Annotated in this window: 24 protein-coding genes and 2 pseudogenes; 9 read left to right on the forward strand and 17 right to left on the reverse strand. The window is 69.5% G+C overall.

Going from position 1 to position 20,853, the window contains the following annotated elements:
- Window positions 1-2: 2 nt before the first annotated feature.
- A complete protein-coding gene (locus BN1701_RS21730; protein ID WP_054051687.1) occupies window positions 3-398 on the reverse strand; it encodes a hypothetical protein in 396 nt (131 codons plus the stop codon).
- A gap of 295 nt (window positions 399-693) precedes the next feature.
- On the opposite strand from BN1701_RS21730, the gene BN1701_RS21735 reads away from it, so the two are divergent.
- Both BN1701_RS21735 and BN1701_RS21740 read left to right on the forward strand, forming a co-directional pair.
- Window positions 694-1,617, forward strand: a complete 924-nt coding sequence (locus tag BN1701_RS21735; protein ID WP_054051688.1) for a diacylglycerol kinase family protein — start codon at window positions 694-696, stop codon at window positions 1,615-1,617.
- A gap of 211 nt (window positions 1,618-1,828) precedes the next feature.
- Window positions 1,829-2,083, forward strand: a complete 255-nt coding sequence (locus tag BN1701_RS21740; protein WP_054051690.1) for a WhiB family transcriptional regulator — start codon at window positions 1,829-1,831, stop codon at window positions 2,081-2,083.
- Window positions 2,084-2,166: 83 nt separating this feature from the next.
- Here BN1701_RS21740 and BN1701_RS21745 read toward each other — a convergent pair whose 3' ends face one another.
- Entirely contained in the window at window positions 2,167-3,681 is a 1,515-nt protein-coding gene (locus BN1701_RS21745; protein ID WP_054051692.1) for a sensor histidine kinase, read from the reverse strand.
- An 8-nt stretch (window positions 3,682-3,689) separates the two neighbouring features.
- The gene (locus BN1701_RS21750) at window positions 3,690-3,905 is read right to left on the reverse strand and encodes a biotin/lipoyl-binding carrier protein (protein ID WP_054051694.1); all 216 of its coding nucleotides are present in this window, start codon (window positions 3,903-3,905) and stop codon (window positions 3,690-3,692) included.
- A gap of 155 nt (window positions 3,906-4,060) precedes the next feature.
- On the opposite strand from BN1701_RS21750, the gene BN1701_RS38285 reads away from it, so the two are divergent.
- The gene (locus tag BN1701_RS38285; RefSeq protein WP_096498094.1) at window positions 4,061-4,135 is read left to right on the forward strand and encodes a 50S ribosomal protein bL37; all 75 of its coding nucleotides are present in this window, start codon (window positions 4,061-4,063) and stop codon (window positions 4,133-4,135) included.
- Window positions 4,136-4,184: 49 nt separating this feature from the next.
- Here BN1701_RS38285 and rsrA read toward each other — a convergent pair whose 3' ends face one another.
- Entirely contained in the window at window positions 4,185-4,469 is a 285-nt protein-coding gene (gene rsrA / locus BN1701_RS21755) for a mycothiol system anti-sigma-R factor (protein ID WP_054051695.1), read from the reverse strand.
- Window positions 4,466-5,086, reverse strand: coding sequence for a sigma-70 family RNA polymerase sigma factor (locus BN1701_RS21760; protein WP_054051697.1), 621 nt, complete (start codon window positions 5,084-5,086; stop codon window positions 4,466-4,468). The genes rsrA and BN1701_RS21760 overlap by 4 nt, the downstream gene beginning before the upstream one ends.
- Window positions 5,087-5,280: 194 nt before the next feature.
- On the opposite strand from BN1701_RS21760, the gene ybaK reads away from it, so the two are divergent.
- Window positions 5,281-5,757 carry a Cys-tRNA(Pro) deacylase gene (gene ybaK / locus BN1701_RS21765; RefSeq protein WP_054051699.1) on the forward strand — a complete coding sequence of 159 codons (477 nt, stop codon included), beginning with the start codon at window positions 5,281-5,283 and terminating at the stop codon, window positions 5,755-5,757.
- 5 nt (window positions 5,758-5,762) lie between these two features.
- Here ybaK and BN1701_RS21770 read toward each other — a convergent pair whose 3' ends face one another.
- The 4 genes from BN1701_RS21770 to BN1701_RS21785 all read right to left on the reverse strand — a co-directional run bounded on the left by BN1701_RS21770 (window position 5,763) and on the right by BN1701_RS21785 (window position 7,715).
- Window positions 5,763-6,056: a hypothetical protein gene (locus tag BN1701_RS21770; RefSeq protein ID WP_054051701.1), complete on the reverse strand. Its 294-nt coding sequence runs from the start codon at window positions 6,054-6,056 to the stop codon at window positions 5,763-5,765.
- A gap of 20 nt (window positions 6,057-6,076) precedes the next feature.
- Window positions 6,077-6,304 (reverse strand): hypothetical protein, encoded by a 228-nt coding sequence (locus tag BN1701_RS21775; protein ID WP_054051703.1) that lies wholly within the window; start codon window positions 6,302-6,304, stop codon window positions 6,077-6,079.
- Between the two features lie 63 nt (window positions 6,305-6,367).
- On the reverse strand, window positions 6,368-6,979 hold the full coding sequence (locus BN1701_RS21780; protein ID WP_054051705.1) for an alpha/beta family hydrolase: 612 nt from the start codon (window positions 6,977-6,979) through the stop codon (window positions 6,368-6,370).
- A complete protein-coding gene (locus BN1701_RS21785) occupies window positions 6,966-7,715 on the reverse strand; it encodes an SOS response-associated peptidase (RefSeq protein ID WP_054051708.1) in 750 nt (249 codons plus the stop codon). Before BN1701_RS21785 ends, BN1701_RS21780 begins: the two co-directional genes overlap by 14 nt.
- Before the next feature lie 106 nt (window positions 7,716-7,821).
- Here BN1701_RS21785 and aroA point away from each other — a divergent pair, with 106 nt between their 5' ends.
- The 4 genes from aroA to BN1701_RS21805 all read left to right on the forward strand — a co-directional run bounded on the left by aroA (window position 7,822) and on the right by BN1701_RS21805 (window position 11,888).
- The gene (gene aroA, locus BN1701_RS21790; protein ID WP_054051710.1) at window positions 7,822-9,084 is read left to right on the forward strand and encodes a 3-phosphoshikimate 1-carboxyvinyltransferase; all 1,263 of its coding nucleotides are present in this window, start codon (window positions 7,822-7,824) and stop codon (window positions 9,082-9,084) included.
- Between the two features lies 1 nt (window position 9,085).
- Window positions 9,086-10,102 carry a ribosome small subunit-dependent GTPase A gene (rsgA, locus tag BN1701_RS21795; protein WP_054051712.1) on the forward strand — a complete coding sequence of 339 codons (1,017 nt, stop codon included), beginning with the start codon at window positions 9,086-9,088 and terminating at the stop codon, window positions 10,100-10,102.
- A 12-nt stretch (window positions 10,103-10,114) separates the two neighbouring features.
- Window positions 10,115-10,963 carry a PhzF family phenazine biosynthesis protein gene (locus BN1701_RS21800; RefSeq protein ID WP_054051714.1) on the forward strand — a complete coding sequence of 283 codons (849 nt, stop codon included), beginning with the start codon at window positions 10,115-10,117 and terminating at the stop codon, window positions 10,961-10,963.
- 97 nt (window positions 10,964-11,060) lie between these two features.
- Window positions 11,061-11,888: a hypothetical protein gene (locus tag BN1701_RS21805; protein WP_054051716.1), complete on the forward strand. Its 828-nt coding sequence runs from the start codon at window positions 11,061-11,063 to the stop codon at window positions 11,886-11,888.
- A gap of 66 nt (window positions 11,889-11,954) precedes the next feature.
- On the opposite strand, the gene BN1701_RS34520 is transcribed toward BN1701_RS21805, so the two are convergent.
- The 5 genes from BN1701_RS34520 to BN1701_RS21825 form a co-directional block, all read right to left on the reverse strand.
- Window positions 11,955-12,128 carry a DUF397 domain-containing protein gene (locus BN1701_RS34520; protein ID WP_082859979.1) on the reverse strand — a complete coding sequence of 58 codons (174 nt, stop codon included), beginning with the start codon at window positions 12,126-12,128 and terminating at the stop codon, window positions 11,955-11,957.
- Window positions 12,129-12,134: 6 nt separating this feature from the next.
- Window positions 12,135-12,968, reverse strand: coding sequence for a helix-turn-helix transcriptional regulator (locus tag BN1701_RS21810; RefSeq protein ID WP_054051718.1), 834 nt, complete (start codon window positions 12,966-12,968; stop codon window positions 12,135-12,137).
- A gap of 68 nt (window positions 12,969-13,036) precedes the next feature.
- A complete protein-coding gene (pruA, locus tag BN1701_RS21815; protein WP_054051720.1) occupies window positions 13,037-14,665 on the reverse strand; it encodes an L-glutamate gamma-semialdehyde dehydrogenase in 1,629 nt (542 codons plus the stop codon).
- 92 nt (window positions 14,666-14,757) lie between these two features.
- The gene (locus BN1701_RS21820) at window positions 14,758-15,261 is read right to left on the reverse strand and encodes a hypothetical protein (protein WP_082859980.1); all 504 of its coding nucleotides are present in this window, start codon (window positions 15,259-15,261) and stop codon (window positions 14,758-14,760) included.
- Between the two features lie 4 nt (window positions 15,262-15,265).
- Window positions 15,266-16,651 carry a wax ester/triacylglycerol synthase family O-acyltransferase gene (locus BN1701_RS21825; protein ID WP_054051721.1) on the reverse strand — a complete coding sequence of 462 codons (1,386 nt, stop codon included), beginning with the start codon at window positions 16,649-16,651 and terminating at the stop codon, window positions 15,266-15,268.
- Window positions 16,652-16,695: 44 nt separating this feature from the next.
- Here BN1701_RS21825 and BN1701_RS21830 point away from each other — a divergent pair, with 44 nt between their 5' ends.
- Window positions 16,696-17,466 (forward strand): RNA methyltransferase, encoded by a 771-nt coding sequence (locus BN1701_RS21830; protein ID WP_054051723.1) that lies wholly within the window; start codon window positions 16,696-16,698, stop codon window positions 17,464-17,466.
- On the opposite strand, the gene BN1701_RS21835 is transcribed toward BN1701_RS21830, so the two are convergent.
- The 3 genes and pseudogenes from BN1701_RS21835 to secA all read right to left on the reverse strand — a co-directional run.
- Window positions 17,455-17,829: an HAD-IA family hydrolase gene (locus BN1701_RS21835; RefSeq protein WP_054051725.1), complete on the reverse strand. Its 375-nt coding sequence runs from the start codon at window positions 17,827-17,829 to the stop codon at window positions 17,455-17,457. The two genes, BN1701_RS21830 and BN1701_RS21835, sit on opposite strands and share 12 nt — an antisense overlap.
- Window positions 17,830-17,894: 65 nt before the next feature.
- A pseudogene (locus BN1701_RS38290) lies at window positions 17,895-18,092 on the reverse strand (hypothetical protein); the annotation flags it as partial.
- A gap of 167 nt (window positions 18,093-18,259) precedes the next feature.
- Window positions 18,260-20,774: pseudogene (gene secA, locus BN1701_RS21840) on the reverse strand (preprotein translocase subunit SecA); the annotation flags it as partial.
- Window positions 20,775-20,853: the final 79 nt, after the last annotated feature.

Below are 20,853 nucleotides of genomic sequence, written 5' to 3' on the forward strand. Positions count from 1 at the left end.
GATCAGTCCCCCGCGCCGCTGTCGCCCTGCGCCCAGGCCGACGACCGGGGGTGGAAGAGCAGTACCAGCGTGCCGAGCACGAGCAGGCCGAACGGGACGCCGAACTCGGGCCTGCCCGACGGGCCCGCGGCGTACCAGGCCACGCCAAGCAGCAGGATCTGCATGACGATCGACGGGCTGCGCGCCCAGTGCTTGCCCAGCAGCAGGCCGATGCCCGCGGCCAGCACGCCCGCGGCCAGCACGGCGAAGTACGCGGCCTCGCCATAGACGTTGTTGCCCGGCGTCGAACTGCCGGAGACGACGAGGACGACGGCGAAGACCAGGCCGGTCAGGCCCTGCAGGGCGACCATGAGCCCGGCGCCGAGGATGGTCCGAGGGGCATCGGATGCGATACGCACGGCGGCCTTTCAAGCGCGGGATTTAGCGCACGATGACGGTCCGTGCACACCGCCGATCGTATGCCACCCGGACGGCCGTGGCTTTTGTCGGTGGGGCGGTGAAGGATCATGGGTGTCAGTCCCGCGGGTCGATGAGCAGACGGTCGTCTGGGTGCACTCACCGATGCCGGGGCGAGCAGCGGTGCCGAAGGGAGATCAAACTCGGTCACGGGCAACACGATCGGATGACACCTGACTCACCCGTTTGGGGTGGGTGAGAGCAAGACGGGAGCCCCTGCTGCCTTACCCTGCGGTAATGCGCGCAGTCCTTGTGGTGAACCCGCAGGCCACCGCGACCACTCCCGCCGGTCGCGACGTGCTCGCGCACGCCCTGGCCAGCCAGGTGAAACTCGACATCGTCGAGACCGACTACCGCGGTCACGCCATGGCGGCCGCGGCGCAGGCCGCGTTGGACAACGTCGACCTGGTCGTGGCGCACGGTGGCGACGGCACGGTCAACGAGGTCGTCAACGGCATGCTCAGCGCGGGTGGCCACGTGCCGATGCTGGGCGTCGTCCCCGGCGGGTCGGCCAACGTCTTCGCCCGCTCCCTCGGGCTGCCGCGGCACCCGGTCGAGGCCACCCACATCCTGCTGCGCGCGATCGAAGAGGGCCGCCGCCGCGAAGTCGGGCTCGGCATGGTCGACATCGGCGCTGGTCAGACCCGGTGGTTCACCTTCAGCGCTGGCATGGGCTGGGACGCCGAGGTGGTCGCCGACGTCGACCGCAAGCGTGGCAAGAAGGCCAGCCCGGCGCTCTACACGCGCATCGCCGCCGCCCGCTACCTGCGGCCCCGACACGGCAAGCCGGACCTCACAGTCCACATCCCCGGCGAGGACCCGATCGAGGGCCTGCGCCTGGCGTTCATCTCCAACACCGACCCGTGGACCTATATGGGGTCGCGGGCGATCCACCTCAACCACGGCACGTCGTTCGACACCGGCCTCGGCCTGTTCGCCCTGCGGACACTGCGCGCGCCCACGGTGGTCCGCCACGTCGCCCAGGCGTTCAGCGGCAAAGGCGAGACCAAGGGCAAGAACCTGGTCCGCCGCGACGACGTCGCCAAGCTGGTCGTGACCGCCGCGAACCCGGTCCAGCTGCAGTGTGACGGAGACCTCATCGGCGCCCGAACGCGCGTCGAGTTCACCTCGATGCCGAAGGCGCTGACCGTCGCGATCTGATCATCGGTCCAGACCAGAGGGCCTCTGAGACCGAATCGTTGCTCTCCGCTCCGAAAGTGCTTTGACGTCGATCTTTCGGGTGAGTTCACTCACCGGGCGCGGAAGAACCCTTGACATCTCCTGGGTTCGTGAAACCATTCACAAGCACCCCGACGACCGGATACGACCTAGAGGCGCGCTATCAGCGCGCCCGAGCGAGGAGCAAGTAGAAATGGACTGGCGCCACCGCGCGGCCTGCCGTGACGAGGACCCCGAGCTGTTCTTCCCCGTGGGAACCAGCGGCCCGGCGATCCTGCAGGTCTCCGAGGCGAAGGCCGTTTGTCACCGCTGCCCCGTCGCTTCCAACTGCCTGTCCTGGGCACTCGAGAGCGGCCAGGATGCTGGCGTTTGGGGCGGAATGAGTGAGGACGAGCGTCGCGCGCTGAAGCGCCGCAACGCTCGGACCCGGGCACGCAGCAACGCCTGAGCTTCCGTCGAAAGGCCCCTGTGCGCGGAAACGCGACACGGGGGCCTTTTGCATTGTTACGCAATGCGGTGAATAGCGATCAGCTATCGACGCGAGGTAAGCGGAACGCGCAAGATCGCCTCTGTGCCCTTGGGCTCGCGACGGCGCAGCGAGAGCGTGCCGCGCAACTCGGACTCGACGAGGGTGCGCACGATCTGCAGCCCGAGCCCATTAGTCCGTTCGAGTGAAAATCCACGCGGCAGGCCCCGGCCGTCGTCGGCCACCACGACGTCGACCCACCGGGCCGAGCGCTCGGCGGTGACGACGACCTCGCCCGAGCTGCCCGCCGGGTAGGCGTGTTCGACAGCGTTCTGGATCAGCTCGGTCAGCACCATCACCAGCGGCGTCGCGACCTCGGCGGCCACGACCCCGAACTGGCCGGTCTTGCGGACCTTCACATGGCTCTCGGCGACGGCGACGTCGCCGACCACCGGGATGACCTTGTCGACCAGGGCGTCCAGGTCGACCCGCTCGTCGACCGAGGTGGACAGCGTCTCGTGCACCATCGCGATCGCGGCGACCCGGCGGACCGACTCGGCCAGCGCCTCCTTGGCCTCCGGGCTGCTCGTGCGCCGCGATTGCAGGCGAAGCAGCGCGGCGACGGTCTGGAGATTGTTCTTCACCCGATGGTGGATCTCGCGGATCGTCGCGTCCTTCGACAGCAGCGCGCGGTCGCGGCGGCGGACCTCCGTGACGTCGCGGCACAGCACCAGCGCGCCCGCGGGCTTGCCGCCGGGCCGCAGCGGCAACGCGCGGAACAGTACAGCCGCGCCGCGGCGCGACTCGGCCTCCATGCGCATGCTCGGCTGGCCCTCCAGGGCCTGCAGGATGCGCTGGGAGATCTCGGTGGCGTCGAACGGGTCGGCCATCAGCGACCTGGTCAGCGGGGCCAGCCGCACCCCGATCAGGTCGGCGGCGTGGCCCATCCGGTGATACGCCGAGAGCGCGTTCGGGCTGGCGAAGACCACCGCGCCCGCCGGGTCCAGCCGCATCAGCCCGTCGCCGACGCGGGGGCTGGTATGCACGTCAGGGGACGGCTCGACGGCCGGGAAGGTGCCGTCGGTGACCATCTGGCACAGGTCGCCCGCGATGCCGAGGTAGGCGATCTCCAGGGCGCTGGGCACCCGAGGGACGGCCAGGTTCGTCTCCCGCGACAGCACCGCGACGATCTCGCCGCCGAACTGCACCGGGATCACCTCGCGGCGCACCGGCACGCCAAGGTGCCAGCGCGGGTCCTCCTCGCGGCAGATCCGCCGTTCCACGATGGCCCGGCGCAGCTGCGGGTGCTCGGTGGCGTTGGTGTGGCTGCTGACGACGTCGTCGGGGTGCGCGGTCGGCGCGGTCGTCGGCCTGGCCTGCGCGACACAGAGGAAGCGTTCCTCGGCGTCGGCGGGCAGCGGCGTGCCGTCCTCGCTCTCGGTCTGTTTGACCCAGAGCAGGAAGTCGGCGAACGAGAGGTCCGACAGCAGCTGCCACTCCGCCACCACCGTCTGCAGGTGGTCGACCGCGCCCGCGGACAGTCCGGTGTGGTGGGCCAGCAGGTCGGCCAGCGTCGACACGGCGGCCGTCAGCCCACGATGGCGATCAGGTCATGCTCTTGGATGACGTCGCCTTCCCGCACGGCCAGCTTCGTCAGTGTGCCGTCTTCCTCGGTCAGCACCGGGATCTCCATCTTCATGGACTCCAGGATCACCACCGTGTCGCCCGCGGCCAGGTCCTGCCCCTCGTGGGCGACGACCTTCAACACGCTCGCGACGATCTCGGCATGGATCTCGTGGGCCATCCGACAGTTCCTCCTCATGGGTGTTCCGCTCGGGATAATCCAACCACGATCGGCCCTGGCGAACGCGACAACGGACGCGTGGCAAAATTGTGCCCGAAGGTGTGTCGCGCGTCTGCTACGCGGCGCACGGCCAGTCGAACGTAGGAGGATTACCGATGTCGAAGCGCGCCCGCAAGCGTCGTGACCGCAAGAAGGGTGGCGCGAACCACGGTAAGCGCCCCAACGCCTGAGCCTGGCTCTGACGTGGCAGGCCCCGGCGGATTCCGCCGGGGCCTGTTCTCACTCTTTGAAGTTCGCTCCACCGTGTTTGATCACGGTCTGCCGGATCGAGGCGCGCAGGCGCTCCTTGAGCTCGTCCGGCGCGTGGTCGCCGCCGCACTTGCGGGCCAGCAGGATCTTGAGGTGCTCCTCGAGGCCGTACTCCTCAAGGCACGGGCTGCACTCGTTGAGGTGCCGCTCCAGAAGCGCCCGCCGGGTCACGTCGCACTCTTGGTCGAGGAAGAGCCAGACCTCGTTGAGGACGTCGGAGCAGTCGGTCTCGTGGTCGCCGCCGCAGTTCGTCACGCTCCCGCCACCTCCTGCTGTTTCGCCGGGCGGATGAATCCGCGTTCCCTGGCCACGTCGGCGAGCAGGTCGCGCAGCTGGCGCCTGCCCCGGTGCAGTCGCGACATCACGGTACCGATGGGCGTACCCATGATCTCGGCGATCTCCTTGTACGCGAAACCCTCGACGTCGGCAAGGTAGACCGCGAGCCGGAACTCCTCCGGCAGCTGCTGCAGCGCCTGCTTCACATCGTCGTCCGGCAGCAGGTCCATGGCCTCGACCTCGGCGGAGCGCAGCCCGCTGGAGGTGTGGTTCTCGGCCTTGGCGAGCTGCCAGTCGGTGATCTCGTCGGTCGGCGACTGCAGCGGCTGCCGCTGCTTCTTGCGGTAGCCGTTGATGTAGGTGTTGGTGAGGATCCGGTAGAGCCACGCCTTGAGGTTGGTCCCCGCGGCGAACGACTCGAAGGCGGCGTACGCCTTCAGATAGGTCTCCTGGACCAGATCCTCCGCGTCGGCGGGGTTGCGCGTCATCCGCAACGCGGCCGAGTAGAGCTGGTCGATCAGGGGCATGGCGTCACGCTCGAACCGCTCGGCCCGTTGGGCGGAGGTTTCCGTGCGGGGCACCGCGCTCCCTTCCATCGACGAATAGCGCTTGACCGAGCGTACGCGGCCCTCGCCCGGCCCGCTGTGGCCTGCGCCACGCGCGGGACGTGAGCTTGGACGCTTCGATTCGTGGATCAGCTCAGTCAGCACGTGCGGGATAACGCATGAATCCGGCGCCGCATTCCCTAGTGGTGGGCCAAGGTCATGGGCCACATCCTTAGACTGTGCGAGTGGCTGGACGAGGTACCCCGGCGACCGCGCTGCTGACTCAGCGCAAGATCGCCCACACTGTGCATTCGTACGAGCACGACCCGCGACACGAGTCATTCGGGTTGGAGGCAGCCGCGGCCATGGGTGTCGACCCGTCGCGGGTGTTCAAGACGCTCCTAGCCGATGTGGATGGCGCGCTCACGGTCGGAATCGTGCCTGTCGCAGGCCAGTTGGACCTGAAGGCACTTGCCGCGGCGGTCGGGGGCAAGCGGGCGAAGATGGCCGAGGTCGCGGCGGCGGAACGGGCCACGGGGTACGTGGCGGGCGGGATCTCGCCCCTCGGCCAGAAGAAGCGTCTGCGGACTGTATTGGACTCGAGTGCGCTGGAGATGCCGACGATGTTCTGCTCGGCTGGTCGGCGCGGGCTTGAGGTGGAAGTCGCGGCGGCGGATCTGGTGGCATTGCTATCGGCGGTCGTAGCACCTATCGCGGCCTGAGAACCTCACCGGAACAGGGCATCCACCAGACGCATCACTGGGCCTATGTCGGACACGGAGCCTACCGGCTCGCCCAGCGCGGAGGCCGGGTACCAGTCGATCAGGTCGGGCACTGCCAAGCCGATTGTGTCCACGCCCTCCTCGGTCTGGTAGCGAACCCTGTGCACCGAGGTGAAGTCATCGGGCACAGCACCGGGCACCACATGGCACACAATCACGCGACCCTTGCCTGCTGCGAGGTAGCGTGCACCGGACAACACCAGGACGTGCACCGGAACGGTGGATGCGGTGGCCAGCAACCGACGGATCTCTCCTTGCTTCAACGCAAAGCCTCGCCACGCGCCTGGTCGCGCAAGCGCATCTGGTCGTACATCCATTCCTGCGTGATGCCGAGCATTTGGTCGACTACCTTCGACTGCTCCCACATCTCGCGATCAAGACGGTCCTGAATGGCTTCGGCTACCCACTGCGATACATTGCCGCCCGCCGCGGCGCGCAATCGCGCGTCCAACTCGTCGGGGATCTTCATCGACAGCTGCTGCGTCATACAAGCAATGTTACCACCAGTGTTACCCATCGTCCGACGAGACGCGTCACGAGGGTCGGGCCGTCAGTCCAGGGGACGCAGGATGCGGTCGAGCCATTCCTCGACCGTGCGGGAGATTCGGGGTAGCTCTTTCTTGAGGCTGTGGTCCCCCGGCACCAGCACGATCTCGCGGTGGTGCGCGCCGGGCGGCCGACCAAACGAGTCCATCTCGCCCTGCACCACCAGAGTCGGCACCGTCACCTCGTCCAGTTCGGACAGTCGCGTCTTCTCCGGCTTTCCCGGCGGGTGCAGCGGAAACGCCAGGCACACGACCGCGACCGCCTGGCCCTCCAGTGCCGTTCGGCACGCGACCCGGGCGCCGGACGACCGGCCGCCGAAGACCATGGGCAGGCCGTCGAACCAGAGGCTGGACAGGTGGTCGGCGACGGCCAGCCACGCGGTGTCGAGATGCCCCGCAGGAGCGGGGGCGCGGCGGCCCGCGACGCGGTAGGGCTGTTCGACCAGGGCGACGTGGACGCCCGCCGCGGTGGCGCCGCGGGTGGCGGCGACGAGGTCGGGGGCGCCGATGCCGCCGCCCGCGCCGTGACCGAGGAGCAAGCCCGCACGGCCTTCGGGGGCGCAGTGGAGTTCGGCGCGGGCCAGGCCGTGGGGGGTGTCGATCTCAGCGCGCGTCATCGAATAAGTCCAGTTCGCGGGGCTCTTCGTACGGCGCGAGGAGTTCTGGGCCGTTGTTGCGGACGCTGTTGACGGCGGTGGACACCGGACGCATCGCCAGGGTGGCGACCAGGTCATCCGACGGTGGGGCCAGCAGCTCGGACACCTCGGCGACGTCCGGGTCGAGCCATTGGTCCCAGGCCGAGCGGGCCAGCAGCAGGGGCATCCGGTCGTGGATCTCGGCGGGCAGGCCGACCGCAGCCGTCGTGAGCACCGAGCAGGTGATCAGCATCGGGGCGTCCTGGTCGGGGCGCCAGGTGGTCCACAGGCCCGCCATCGCCAGGCTGTGGCCGTCCGGCGAGGAGGTGTAGAACGGCTGCTTGACCGTGCCCTCCCGCCGCCACTCGTACCAGCCGTCGGCGGGGATGATGCAGCGGCGTTCGGCCAGGGACTTCTTGAAGGCGGGCTTGGTGGCCGCGCTCTCCGAGCGGGCGTTGATCATCCGAGCGGCGCCGGAGGCGTCCTTGGACCACGCGGGGACCAGACCCCAGCGCATCACGCGCAGGGTGCGCTCGGTGCGCGTCCGGTCGGCCATGCCCGCTGCGTCACGCGGATGGCGCTGGACCACCGTCACCACCGGGTCGGTCGGCGCCACGTTGAAGTCGACGTCGGGGCCGCCGTCGCCGAGCACGTCGATGGCGTCGAACTCGGCCGCCAGGGTCGCCGGGTCCTTCGTGGCCGCGTACCTGCCGCACAAAGTCGGCTCACCTCCGCACCTGGGGAAGACACAGCATCGTGACACGCCGGACCGACAGTGGCGAGCCGGTATCCACAGGCTCCCCCGCGTACGGGAAGATTGCCGCATGCCGCAGCCCTGGTCAGCCCCGGTAGCGCCCGCCCCCGTCCACGCCACGCTGGCGGTCCCCGGTTCCAAGTCGATCACCAACCGCGCGCTGGTCCTGGCCGCGCTCAGCGGCGGCGCGGGCACGCTCACCGGCGCGCTGGAGGGCCGCGACGCCGACCTGATGATCGCCGCGCTGCGCTCGCTCGGGGTGCCGATCGAGGTCGACGGCACGACGATCGCCGTCGGCGCCCACGACGGGTTGCGCGGGCCCGCCACCATCGACTGCGGCCTGGCGGGCACGGTCATGCGCTTCGTCCCGCCCGCCGCCGCGCTGGCCGACGGCGAGATCCGCTTCGACGGCGACCCGCGCGCCCGTGAGCGGCCGATGAACACCGTGCTCGACGCGCTGCGGGCGGTCGGCGCGGCGGTCACCGGCGACTCGCTGCCCTTCACCATGGCCGGGACCGGCGCGGTCGCGGGCGGCACCGTCACCATCGACGCGTCGGCGTCCTCCCAGTTCGTCTCGGGCCTGCTGCTGTCCGGCGCCCGGTACGACAAGGGCCTGACGGTCCACCACGACGGCAAGCCCGTCCCCTCGATGCCGCACATCGAGATGACCGTCGCCATGCTCCGCACCGCGGGCGTCGCGGTCGACGACAGCGAGCCCAACACCTGGCGGGTCGAGCCCGGCCCGATCGCCGCGCGGGACTGGGTGATCGAGCCCGACCTGTCCAACGCGACCCCGTTCCTGGCCGCCGCCGCGGTGACCGGCGGCGCGGTGACCATCACCGGCTGGCCCGACGCGACCACGCAGCCCGGCGACGCGATCTGCGGGATCCTGGCCGACATGGGCGCCGAGGTGACGCAGGCCGACGGCGCGCTGACCGTGCGCGGACCGGCCACACTGTCCGGTGTGGACATCGACATGCGCGAGATCGGCGAGCTGACCCCGACCGTGGCCGCGCTCGCCGCGCTCGCCGACGGCCCGTCCCACCTGCGCGGCATCGCGCACCTGCGCGGCCACGAGACCGACCGCCTCGCCGCGCTCGTCGCCGAGATCAACGGCCTCGGCGGCGCGGCGGAGGAGACCGAGGACGGTCTGACGATCCGCCCCGCGAAGCTGCACGGCGGCCCATGGCGGGCCTACGCCGACCACCGGATGGCGACGGCCGGCGCGATCATCGGCCTGGTCGTCGCGGGGGTGTCGGTCGACGACATCGCCACTACCGCCAAGACAATGCCCGACTTCCCGGCCATGTGGACCCGGATGCTGGCGCGCTGACGTGTCGAAACGCGGTGACTGGAGCAGGCTCGACGAGGCCGACGTCCGGGTGCGCCCCGGCAAAGGCACGCGACCACGCAGCAAGCGCAGGCCAGAACACGCCGACGCGGTCACCGCGATGGTCGTCGGCAAGGACCGGGGCCGGTGGACCTGCGCGGTCGACCGCGACCCGAACCACCTGGTCATCGCCATGCGCGCCCGCGAACTCGGCCGCACTTCGGTCGTCGTCGGCGACTCGGTCGACATCGTCGGCGACACCTCGGGCAACGCCGACACACTGGCCCGCATCGTGCGCGTCGCCGACCGCGCCAGCGTGCTGCGCCGGACCGCCGACGACACCGACCCGTTCGAGCGGGTCGTGGTCGCCAACGCCGAGCAGCTGCTGATCGTCTGCGCGCTGGCCGACCCGCCGCCGCGCACCGGGTTCATCGACCGCTGCCTGGTCGCGGCCTTCTCCGGCGGCCTCGAACCTGTCCTGTGCCTGACGAAGTCCGACCTCGCCGACCCGTCGACCCTGCTGGCGGCCTACGCGGAGCTGAACCTGCCGGTGGTCATCACCCGGCAGGACCAGGACCCGGCCGACCTGCACGACCGGCTCACCGACCGGGTGTCCGCGCTGGTCGGGCACTCGGGGGTGGGCAAGTCGACGCTGGTCAACCGCCTCGTCCCGGACGCGGCCAGGGCGGTCGGCGTGGTCAGCGGCGTCGGCAAGGGCAGGCACACGTCGACCACGGCGGTCGCGCTGGCGCTGCCCACGGGCGGCTGGGTGGTCGACACGCCCGGTATCCGGTCGTTCGGGCTGGCCCATGTCACGCCGAACGACATCGTGGCGGCGTTCGAGGAGTTCGTGGCGCCCGCCGAGGAATGCCCGTCCAACTGCGGCCACCGCGGCGCGCCGGAGGACCCGGACTGCGTGCTCGACTCGGTGGTCGAGGAGGGCGCGGCCACGGTGGGCAGGCTCACCTCGCTGCGCAGGCTGCTCGCGTCGAAGGCGGGGGCCGACGAGCACGCCGACTGACAGAATCCGGGCATGCAGATCCTGCGCTACACCGCTTTCAGCACCGACCCGACCGGCGGAAACCCGGCCGGCGTCGTCCTCGACGCGACCGGGGCCGACGACGCGGCCATGCTCGCCGCGGCCGCCGACCTTGGCTACTCGGAGACGGCGTTCCTGATCCCGCGCGGGCCGGGCGAGGTCGACGTCCGGTATTTCAGCCCGCTGGCCGAGGTCCCGTTCTGCGGCCACGCGACGATCGCGGCGGCGGTGGCGTACGCGCGCGCCAACGGCGTCGGGCCGGTGCGGTTCCACACGTCGGTCGGACCGGTCGAGGTGACCACGGTCGACGACGGCGAGATCACCGCGACGCTGGTCAGCGTGCCGCCGAAGTCGGCCGAGATGACCGATCTCGACGCTCTGCTGTCCGCGCTGCGCTGGTCGCCGGACGACCTGGACCCCGCGCTGCCACCGCGGGTCGCCTACGCGGGCGCGTGGCACCCGATTGTGGCGGTGCGGTCGCGGGAGCGGCTGGCGGATCTGGACTACGACTTCGACGCCCTGTCCGCGCTGATGGCGGCGCACTCGTGGACCACGGTGGACCTGGTGTGGCGGGAGTCGGCGTCGGTGTTCTGGGCGCGCAACCCGTTCCCTCCCGGCGGGGTGGTCGAGGACCCGGCGACGGGCGCGGCGGCGGCGGCGTTCGGCGGGTACCTGCGGGAACTGGGGCTGGTCGAGGTGCCCGCGACGCTGACGGTGCACCAGGGCGACGACCTGGGTCGGCCGGGCGTGATCACGGTGGGGATCCCGGCTGATCCTGAGGCCGGGATCTCGGTCTCCGGCACGGCGATAGCCATGTCGGACCCGTCTGATTCGGCCGAATAGCCGCTCGATACCTTGTCCGTACTGGGGTCGCAACCGCCGGACAGCTCCGAACGTCCTAAGGGCGACCGAGCCAATCTCTGAGGGGACACCCACAGTTATGCGCAAGACGACGCTGCTTGTCTGCGGCGCTGCCCTGGCGGCGCTCACCTTGACCGCGTGCAGTTCCGGTACGTCCACCACCTCCACCGGCGGCACGTCGGCCGCCGCGGAAAACAAGCCGGGCAAGGCCGCTGGCTTCGACAGCCTCAAGGCCCTGAGCGATGCCGTCGCCGAGAAGAGCGACGGCGCCAAGAGCGCGCACGTCGTCTTCACCGGTGAGGCCGCGGGCGAGAAGATCAAGGGCGAGGGCGACTTCAACTTCGCTGGCGAGAAGACCGCGATGCAGATGACGATGGCCACCGGCGAGGGCGAGATCTCGATGCGCTTCGTCGACAACATCATCTACATCAAGACCCCGCAGGAGATCCAGCCCGGCAAGCCGTGGCTCAAGCTCGACCTGAACGACAAGGACAACCCGCTCGCCAAGATGATGGGTTCGTCGCTGAGCTCGATGAAGAACACCGACCCGTCGCAGACGCTCAAGCAGCTGGCGGACTCGGGCCAGATCAAGTCCGTGAAGGACGAGGAGATCGACGGCAAGCCCGTCAAGCACTACTCGATCATCGTCGACACCGCCAAGCTCAAGGACGCCCAGCTTGGCATGGACGAGGCTGGCATCAAGGCACTGGAGAAGTCCGGTGTCAAGGAGATGCCGGTCGACGTGTGGATCAACGAGGAGAACCTGCCGGTCCGCTTCGTGATCGACATCCCGACGGCCGCCGGTGCGGGCGCGGGCAAGGTCCAGGCCGACTACTCCAACTGGGGCAAGGGCGTCGAGGTCAAGGCTCCGGACGCGGCTGAGGTCGCTGAGCTGCCGGGCAGCTGATCCAACTAGCTGACGAGAAGCGCCCCACGGGATTCCCGTGGGGCGCTTCTCGTCTACCTGGCAGTGTCAGGGCTGAGCGCACCTAATTAGCAGGTTGTGCCAGGAGGAAGCCGGGATGGTGATGGTGCCGGAGTCGGGGTTCTTGGAGTCGCGGAGACGGACCTCGGCCGCGTAGGCGACCTCCACACAGTCGGGCTGTTCGGTGCCGCTGAAGGTCGACTTCCGCCACTCTGCACCCATTGTGTTTCAGCCCCGTTCGTAGTCAGCGGCCACCCTGGCGAGGAAGTTCACCGAATCGGTGGACCCCAGCGCGGTCTTCATCAGCCTAGCGGCCCGATCTTGGAACCGGGGTGCGTCCTTGGGGTCGAGGAAGCCGCGGGCGCCGTCCTGCTCGATGTAGACGATCGGCGTCTCGTCGCGGAATTCGAAGAGCGAGAAGTAGCCAGGGTTGTGATATCCGCCGTGACGAAACGGGATGACGTGAATGCCGATGTGCGGCAGGTTCGCCCGTTCGATCAGCCAGCGAATCTGACCGGCCATCACGTCATCGCCGCCGAAGCCCCTGCGGAGCACGGCTTCATCCAAGATCGCGACGTAGTCGGGGCTCACCAGACGGTCCAGGACAGTCTGGCGGTCCAAGCGGGAGGCGATCAGGGATTCATGCACCTCGGCGGACGAGTCGCCAAGCGAGGTGACGGCCCTGGCGTAGGCGGGTGTCTGGAGCATGCCAGGCACCACGAATGGGGCGAAGTTGGTGATCGACCGAGCGTCGCTCTCGAAGCGGACCAGCGCCTGGAAGAGGTGGCCGAAGTCCTGACCGACCTCCATCCAGGTGGCGGCCTTGATCTCGTCCATCATTGTCATGATCCGCTTGCGTTTCTCGCCGACCACGCCATAGATGGCGAGCATTCCCGCCACAGTCGTGACCGTAGGAGTTCGCTTCGCGTTTTCGATTCGGCTCAGCGACGCCAGCGAGACGTCCAGCTTCTCTTCTACCTCACGCAGTCTGAGACCCGCGCGGTTGCGTGCCGAGGTCAATTCCGTTGCCAGGGCGCGCAACCGCGCGGAAAGTTCGCTCATACGTTCATGAGATCACGGTCCCGAAAGGCCGCAAGCTGCACAAATGGGTGAGCTGTTCCCGGGGTGAATCAGCCCATGTGCGGGTAACGGTGATCGGTCGGCGGAACGAAAGTCTCCTTGATCGACCGGGGGCTCACCCACCGCTGCAGGTTGTAGATCGAGCCCGCCTTGTCGTTCGTGCCCGACGCCCGGCTGCCACCGAACGGCTGCTGTCCGACAACGGCACCCGTGGGCTTGTCGTTGACGTAGAAGTTGCCCGCCGCGAAACGGAGAGCCTTGTGGGCCTCCTCGACCGCCGCGCGGTCCGTCGCGAACACGGCGCCGGTGAGGGCGTAGGGGGACGAGGTGTCGACCAGTTCGAGGATCTTCGAGTACTCGGCGTCGTCATAGACGTAGATGGCGAGGATGGGGCCGAAGTACTCGGTGGTGAAGATCTCGTTCAGCGGGTCGGACCCGACCAGCACGGTGGGCTGGACGAAGTAGCCGACCGAGTCGTCGCAGGTGCCGCCCGCGAGGACCTCGATGGACGAGTCCGCGGCCGCCGCTTCCAGGGCCGCCTTGTGCTTGGCGAACGCGCGGGCGTCGATCACCGCGCCGCCGAAGTGGGTGAAGTCGGTGACGTCGCCGTAGGACAGCGAGGCCACCGTGTCGGCGACCCGCTCGCGCACGCCGCCCTCCCACAGGGACCTGGCGATGTAGGCGCGGGAGGCGGCCGAGCACTTCTGGCCCTGGTACTCGAAGGCACCTCGGACCAGGCCGATGGCGACCGCCGCCGGGTCGGCCGACGGGTGGGCGACGATGAAGTCCTTGCCGCCGGTCTCGCCCACGATGCGCGGGTAGGAGCGGTAGGTGTCGAGGTTGTCGCCGATGAGGCGCCACAGGGACTTGAACGTGGCCGTGGAGCCGGTGAAATGCAGGCCCGCGAAGCCCGGGTCGGTCATCGCGACCTCGGAGACCACGGCGCCGTGGCCGGTCACCAGGTTGATGACACCGGCCGGGAGTCCGGCGGCCTCCAGCAGACGCATGGTGTGGTGGGCGGCGAGCTGCTGGGTGGGCGACGGCTTCCAGACGACCGTGTTGCCCATGAGCGCGGGCGCGGTCGGCAGGTTCCCGGCGATGGCGGTGAAGTTGAACGGGGTGATCGCGGTGACGAAGCCGTCCAGCGGGCGGTGGTCGAACCGGTTCCACATGCCCGGCGCGGACGAAGGCTGCTCTTCCATCAGCTTGCGGGCGAAGGCCACGTTGTAGCGCCAGAAGTCGATCAGCTCACACGCGCTGTCGATCTCGGCCTGCTGAGCCGACTTCGACTGGCCGAGCATGGTGGCGGCGTTGAGCGTGTCGCGCCAGGGGCCCGCCAGGAGGTCGGCGGCGCGCAGCAGGACGGCGGCACGCTCGTCGAAGGGGAGTTCGCGCCAGGCGGGGGCGGCCTTCTTCGCGGCGGCGACGGCGTCGGACACGTCGGTGTGGGTGGCCTGGGCGGTCACGCCGAGGACGTGGGCGTGGTCGTGCGGCTGGACCACGTCCATGCGCTCGCCAGCGGCCATGCGCTGCTCACCGTTGATCGTCATGGTCAGCTCGACGCGCTCGGCCTCCAGTTCCGCGATGCGGCGCTGGAGCGACTCACGCTGCGGTGAGCCCGGCGCGTAGGAGTTGATGGGCTCGTTCGACGGCTCTGGAACTGACGAAATCGCGTCCATCGGTGTGGCTCGCCTCCCTGTTGGCGTGGTGAGCCCCGCTTGTGGCCGCTCACCCGGGTGACACGCATCCTGTCATGGGATGTTTCGTCGGCCTACATCAGCTCCAGGACAAACGGCAGCTCCTGGACGGCGTACCAGGCCAGTTCGTGGTCCTCGGCGTCCCCGAGGGTGAACTCGGCGTCGGGATCGCCCAGGTCAGCGGCATCGACGACGGCGGCGGCGGCGCGCACGGCGTCCTGGGCGTCCTCGGTGTCGAGGTGGATCGCGGCCACGACCTTGAGCGGGATCGGGCCCGCGAGCTTGACCACGGCGTAGTCGAGGTCCGACCGCAGCACGGCACCGTCGACGTCGGCGGAGATCACCGCGCGGCGCATGACCGTGTTGGGATCCTTCTCCAGCTCGGCGTTGAGCAGCCGCAGCGAAGCGCGGGCCGCGTCGAGCATGGCGGCGTACTCCAGTTCCTCGTCGCCGCCGGTCGCGTAGGACTCGCGCAGGGCCGGGGTCAGCGCGAACGCGGTGTTGCCCACCGCGACTAGCTCGCCCGCCTCGTTCAGCTCGCGCAGGATGGCCACTGTCGCCGGTACGTAGACCCTCAAATCATCACGCTCTCACTGTCGTCAACAACTCTTCCAAAGACTCTTCCACCATTCTCGCCATCGCGTCGACATCCGCCATCGCAGAGCGGTCCCCGGTGAGGCCGAAGCAGACGCCACCGTCATAGGACGTCACCCCGATGGCGAGCGCGTGGTTCTTGCCGAGCGGCATCACCGGGAACATCTCGGTCATCCGGGCGGGCCCCGCGTAGAGCGGGAACTGCGGGCCGGGGACGTTGGTGACGACCAGGTTGAAGATCCGCTGGGAGAACGACGCCGCCGCCCGCGCGCCCAGCGAGTGCAGGGTGGGCGGGGCGAATCCGCCGACGCCGAGCAGGGCGCGGGCGGCCATGCCGTCGCCGTGGGCGCGCATGGCGTGGCTGATGTGGTGCAGCCGGACGAACGGGTTGGGCTCGCCGACCGGCAGGTCGACCAGGTGCGCGCTGACCCGGTTGCCCAGCATGCCGGGCACGGTCCCGTCGTCGTCGCGCACGGCCAGCGGGACGAGCGCGCGGACCTTGCTCGACGAGGTCACCTGCTCGCCGCGCGAGAGCAGCCACGCCCGCAGGGCGCCTGCGATGACCGCCAGGATGACGTCGTGCACCGTGCCGCCGTGACCGGCGCGGACGCTGCGCAGGTCCTCAAGACGGGTTCGGGCGACCGCGAACAGCCTGGCCTTGCCGACCGGGGCGTTCAGCGGCCCGCCGGAGGTCGGGTTCGCGGCGATGCCGACCGCCGAGACGACCGCGCCCGCCACCTTCTGCGAGGTGGCCACCACGTCGGTCACCGCGGACCGCACGTTCTCCACGATCTCGCGCGGACGCTGGACGGTCTCGGCGAGCGCGTCCATGACCAGCTTGGTCGGGCCCGGCATGCGGCGGGCCAGCCACGGCTCCTCCGGCGGCGGATCCGCGGCGTGCGGGGACGGGTCGAGGATGATCTGGGCGAAATCGATCGTGCGCACGCCGTCGACCATGGCCTGATGGGTCTTGGTGACCAGGGCGACCTGGCTGTGCGCGAGGCCCTCGATCAGGTACGCCTCCCACAGCGGGCGGTTCTGGTCGAGCGGCCGGGCCATCAGCCTGCCCACCAGGTCGAACAGCTGCTCGTCGCTGCCCGGCTTGGGCAGCGCGGAGCGGCGGACGTGGTAGGCCACGTCGAAATGCGGATCATCGACCCAGACCGGGCGGGCCAGGTGCCCTGGGACGGCGACGACCTTCTGCCGGTAGCGCGGGACCAGCGGCAGCCGGTGCTCGATCAGGGACACGAGCTGGGCGTAGGAGAACCCGGTCCGCGGCTTCTGGAAGACCGCGACCCCGCCGACGTGCATCGGTGTCGCCTGATCCTCCAGGTAGAGGAAGGACGCGTCGAGGGCGGACAGGCGGTCGGGCATGCACTCGATCCTGACACATCGCGGTGTCGCGGAGGTGACGTGCGATGCTGCTCGGTGTGGATTCCGCCGCTTCCCCGAAAGACCGCTTCGTCACCGTGTACGGCCGCAAGCCCGTGCTGGAGGCACTGGCCGACGACCGGCTGTCGGTCGACAAAGTGATCCTGGCCGACAACGCCCACGGCGCCGCCGCCCGCGAGATCCTCGACGCCGCGCGCCACCGCGGTGTTCAGGTCCAGCGCGCGACCGCGCAGCGGGTGAAGGTGCTGGCGGGCAACGGGAAACAGGACCAGGGCGTCCTCGCCGACGTCGTCGCGCCGCGTATGCGCCTGCTCACCGACGCCCTCGCGGGCCGCTCGGCCCCGCGCTCGGTGCTGCTGCTCGACGGGATCACCACGCCTGCCAACGTCGGCATGATCCTGCGCACCGCGACCGCGGCCGGACTCGGCGGGATCGTGGTCCCGCGCCGCGGCGTGGCCACGATCGACCCGCTGGTGGTCAAGGCGTCGGCCGGGGTCGCGTTCACCGCGCCGGTCCTGCGCTGCGTGTCGGCGGCCGACGCGGCGGCGGACCTGCGGTCGGCGGGCTACACGCTGTTCGGAATGGACGCGGGCGCGCGTCGCACGGTGTTCGATGTCGAGCTGCCGGAGCGGGTGGCGTTCGTGCTGGGCAGCGAGACCTCCGGGGTGACCGACGGCGTCCGGCCGCACATCAACCGGTGGGTGTCGATCCCGATGGCGGGCGGGGTGGAGTCGCTGAACGTGGCCAGCGCGGCGGCCGTGCTGTGCTTCGAGCTGGTCCGCCGCTCACGCGCTTAACTTGCGCCCCAGCAGGATCTCCAGTTCGTCCACTGTGGACTCGACGGTGATGTGGTGCACGCCGGTCATGCCCGCCGCCGCCGCGCCGCGCACGTAGCGGGCGATGTCGTCGACGAAGACACACCGGTCGGGCGTGGTGCCGAGCCGCTCGGCCACGAGGTCGTAGACCGCCTTGTTCGGTTTGGCCACGCCCACCTCACCGGAGACGACCACAACGTCGAACAGGTCCGGCACCAACGGCCGCCGGTCGGCGTTGGACAGCAGCGCCGTGCGCAGACCGGATCGACGCGCCGCGCGAACGACCTCGACGATCGCGGGCTCGGTGAACACGCCCGCGTAGTCCACGACCAGCGCCTCGTACACGCCACCATCCTCCCACTCAGACAGCAGAGGCCCCGGCTGATCGCCGGGGCCTCTGCCACACATCGCTACCGACGCGTCGGCTTGTGCTTCTTGGCGTCGCGCTCAGCCTGACGGCGCTCACGGCGCGTTACGCCCGCGCCAGCCGCTCCAGCGGAGCCCGCGCCGTCACTGTGCGACTCGACGCCGCCGTCCTCGGCCGGGCCGCTGTAGCTCAGCTTCTGCGGGGTCGGGGCGTCGAGGCCCTTGCCGCGCAGGGCAAGCGGCACGTGCTCGGCCTTGGTGGCCGCCGCCGCCCGCTCCTCGGCCGCGCGCTGCTGCGCGGCGATGGCGCGGGCCTGCCGCTGCTCCAACTCCGCCTGACGGGCCGCCGCCGCCGGGTCGACCGGCTGGTTGACCACCGGCAGTGCCGACGGCTGGGCCAGCTGGATCTGCGGCTGCGGCTCGGCCTCGACCTGCACGTTGAACAGGTAGCCGACCGACTCCTCCTTGAGCGCGTCGAGCATGACGGTGAACATCTCGAAGCCCTCGCGCTGGTACTCGATCAGCGGGTCGCGCTGGGCCATCGCGCGCAGGCCGATGCCCTCCTTGAGGTAGTCCATCTCGTAGAGGTGCTCGCGCCACTTGCGGTCGAGGACGGTCAGCATGACCCGACGCTCCAGCTCACGCATCGCGCCATCGCCGACCCGGCCGTCGATGTCGCGCTCGCGGTCCTTGTAGGCCTGCAGCGCGTCGGCGGTGACCTCCTTGAGCAGGAAGTCGTGGTCCATGTCGCCGCCGTCGCCCTCGGCCTTGTCGGCCAGCTCGTCCCAGGTGACGGTGACCGGGTAGAGCGTCTTGAGCGCCGTCCACAGCTTCTCGTGGTCCCAGTCCTCGGCGTAGCCGTCAGCGGTGGCGCCGTCGACGTAGGCCGAGACCGTGTCGCTGATCATGTGCTCGATCTGCTCGTGCAGATCCTCGCCCTTGAGGACGCGCAGGCGCTCGCCGTAGATCACCTTGCGCTGCTTGTTCATGACCTCGTCGTACTTGAGGACGTTCTTGCGGATCTCGAAGTTCTGGCCCTCGACCTGGGTCTGCGCGCTCTTGATCGCCCTGGTGACCATCTTCGCCTCGATCGGCTGGTCATCGGGCACCTTGAGGGTGTCCATGACCCGCTCGACCATGCTCGCGTTGAACCGGCGCATCAGCTCGTCGCCCAGCGACAGGTAGAACCGCGACTCGCCGGGGTCGCCCTGACGGCCGGAGCGGCCGCGCAGCTGGTTGTCGATGCGGCGCGACTCGTGCCGCTCGGTGCCCAGCACGTAGAGCCCGCCCGCGGCCTGGACCTCGACCTTCTCGGCCTTGACCTCGAGCTCGGCCTTCTCCAGCGCGCCGGGCAGCGCCGCGCGCCACTCGTCTGGGGTCTCGACCGGGTCGAGACCGCGGGCCCGCAGCGCCTCCTCGGCGATGTGCTCGGGGTTGCCACCGAGCACGATGTCGGTACCACGGCCCGCCATGTTGGTCGCGACGGTGACCGCGCCCTTGTGGCCCGCCTGGGCGACGATCTGCGATTCCTTCTCGTGGTGCTTGGCGTTGAGGACGTTGTGCGGGATCCCCATCTTGACCAGCAGCTTCGACAGGTACTCCGACCGCTCGACGCTGGTCGTGCCGACCAGGACCGGCTGCCCCTTCACGTGCCGCTCGCCGATGTCCTCGGCGACGGCGAGGAACTTCGCCTCCTCGGTCTTGTAGATGAGGTCGGCCTGGTCCTTGCGGATCAGGTCGCGGTTGGTCGGGATGGGCACGACACCGAGCTTGTAGGTGGTGTGGAACTCGGCGGCCTCGGTCTCGGCGGTACCGGTCATGCCGCTGAGCTTGTCGTAGAGGCGGAAGTAGTTCTGCAGCGTGATCGTGGCCAGCGTCTGGTTCTCGGCCTTGATCTCGACGTTCTCCTTGGCCTCGATGGCCTGGTGCATGCCCTCGTTGTAGCGGCGACCGGCCAGGATGCGGCCGGTGAAGTCGTCGACGATCAGGACCTCGCCGTTGCGGACGATGTAGTCCTTGTCGCGCTTGTAGAGCTCCTTGGCCTTGAGCGCGTTGTTCAGGTAGCCCACGAGCGGGGTGTTGGCCGCCTCGTAGAGGTTCTCGATGCCGAGCTGGTCCTCGACCAGCGCCACGCCCTTCTCGCTGATGCCGACCGTGCGCTTGCGCTCGTCGACCTCGTAGTGCAGGTCCTTCTTCAGCATCGGCGAGAGCCGGGCGAACTCCTGGTACCAGCGGGAGGACTGGTCGGCCGGGCCGGAGATGATCAGCGGCGTGCGGGCCTCGTCGATCAGGATCGAGTCGACCTCGTCGACGATGGCGAAGCAGTGGCCGCGCTGGACCATCTCGTCCAGGCTCCACGCCATGTTGTCGCGCAGGTAGTCGAAGCCGAACTCGTTGTTCGTGCCGTAGGTGATGTCGCAGTTGTAGGCCTCGCGGCGCTCGGGCGGGGTCATCTCCGACAGGATCGCGCCGACGGTCAGGCCGAGGAAGGTGTGGATGCGGCCCATCCACTCCGCGTCACGCTTGACCAGATAGTCGTTGACGGTGACCACGTGCACGCCGTCGCCTGCGATGGCGTTGAGGTAGGACGGGAGAACACAGGTCAGGGTCTTGCCCTCACCGGTACGCATCTCGGCGACCTGGCCGAGGTGCAGCGCGGCGCCACCCATCAGCTGGACGTCGAAGTGCCGCTGGCCCAGCACGCGCTTTGCGCCCTCACGGGCCACCGCGAACGCCTCGGGCAGCAGGTCGTCGAGCGACTCGCCGTCGGCGTAGCGCTTGCGGAACTCCTCGGTCTTGCCGCGCAGCTGGTCGTCGGTCAGATCGACGACGTCGTCTTCCAGCGAGTTGATGTGCGCTGCGATGTTGCGCAGTCGCTTGAGCATCTTGCCCTCGCCCGCGCGCAGGATTCGGGACAGCACCATCCGGACTCGACCTCGCTAGCTGATTGTCGTGCGTCCGCCACGGACGCTCCTGTACGTCATCGTAGGCAACCCGACCGGT

This window comes from Alloactinosynnema sp. L-07, assembly GCF_900070365.1.
Classification (GTDB): domain Bacteria; phylum Actinomycetota; class Actinomycetes; order Mycobacteriales; family Pseudonocardiaceae; genus Actinokineospora.

Coding starts and splice junctions, on each gene's coding strand:
- BN1701_RS21830 (WP_054051723.1), top strand. CDS start 16,696: ATGCTGCTCGGTGTGGATTCCGCCGCTTCCCCGAAAGACCGCTTCGTC.
- BN1701_RS21735 (WP_054051688.1), top strand. CDS start 694: ATGCGCGCAGTCCTTGTGGTGAACCCGCAGGCCACCGCGACCACTCCC.
- BN1701_RS21810 (WP_054051718.1), bottom strand. CDS start 12,968: ATGAGCGAACTTTCCGCGCGGTTGCGCGCCCTGGCAACGGAATTGACC.
- BN1701_RS34520 (WP_082859979.1), bottom strand. CDS start 12,128: ATGGGTGCAGAGTGGCGGAAGTCGACCTTCAGCGGCACCGAACAGCCC.
- BN1701_RS21825 (WP_054051721.1), bottom strand. CDS start 16,651: ATGCCCGACCGCCTGTCCGCCCTCGACGCGTCCTTCCTCTACCTGGAG.
- BN1701_RS21805 (WP_054051716.1), top strand. CDS start 11,061: ATGCGCAAGACGACGCTGCTTGTCTGCGGCGCTGCCCTGGCGGCGCTC.
- pruA (WP_054051720.1), bottom strand. CDS start 14,665: ATGGACGCGATTTCGTCAGTTCCAGAGCCGTCGAACGAGCCCATCAAC.
- BN1701_RS21800 (WP_054051714.1), top strand. CDS start 10,115: ATGCAGATCCTGCGCTACACCGCTTTCAGCACCGACCCGACCGGCGGA.
- BN1701_RS21750 (WP_054051694.1), bottom strand. CDS start 3,905: ATGGCCCACGAGATCCATGCCGAGATCGTCGCGAGCGTGTTGAAGGTC.
- aroA (WP_054051710.1), top strand. CDS start 7,822: ATGCCGCAGCCCTGGTCAGCCCCGGTAGCGCCCGCCCCCGTCCACGCC.
- BN1701_RS21775 (WP_054051703.1), bottom strand. CDS start 6,304: ATGACGCAGCAGCTGTCGATGAAGATCCCCGACGAGTTGGACGCGCGA.
- BN1701_RS21780 (WP_054051705.1), bottom strand. CDS start 6,979: ATGACGCGCGCTGAGATCGACACCCCCCACGGCCTGGCCCGCGCCGAA.
- BN1701_RS21740 (WP_054051690.1), top strand. CDS start 1,829: ATGGACTGGCGCCACCGCGCGGCCTGCCGTGACGAGGACCCCGAGCTG.
- BN1701_RS21760 (WP_054051697.1), bottom strand. CDS start 5,086: ATGGAAGGGAGCGCGGTGCCCCGCACGGAAACCTCCGCCCAACGGGCC.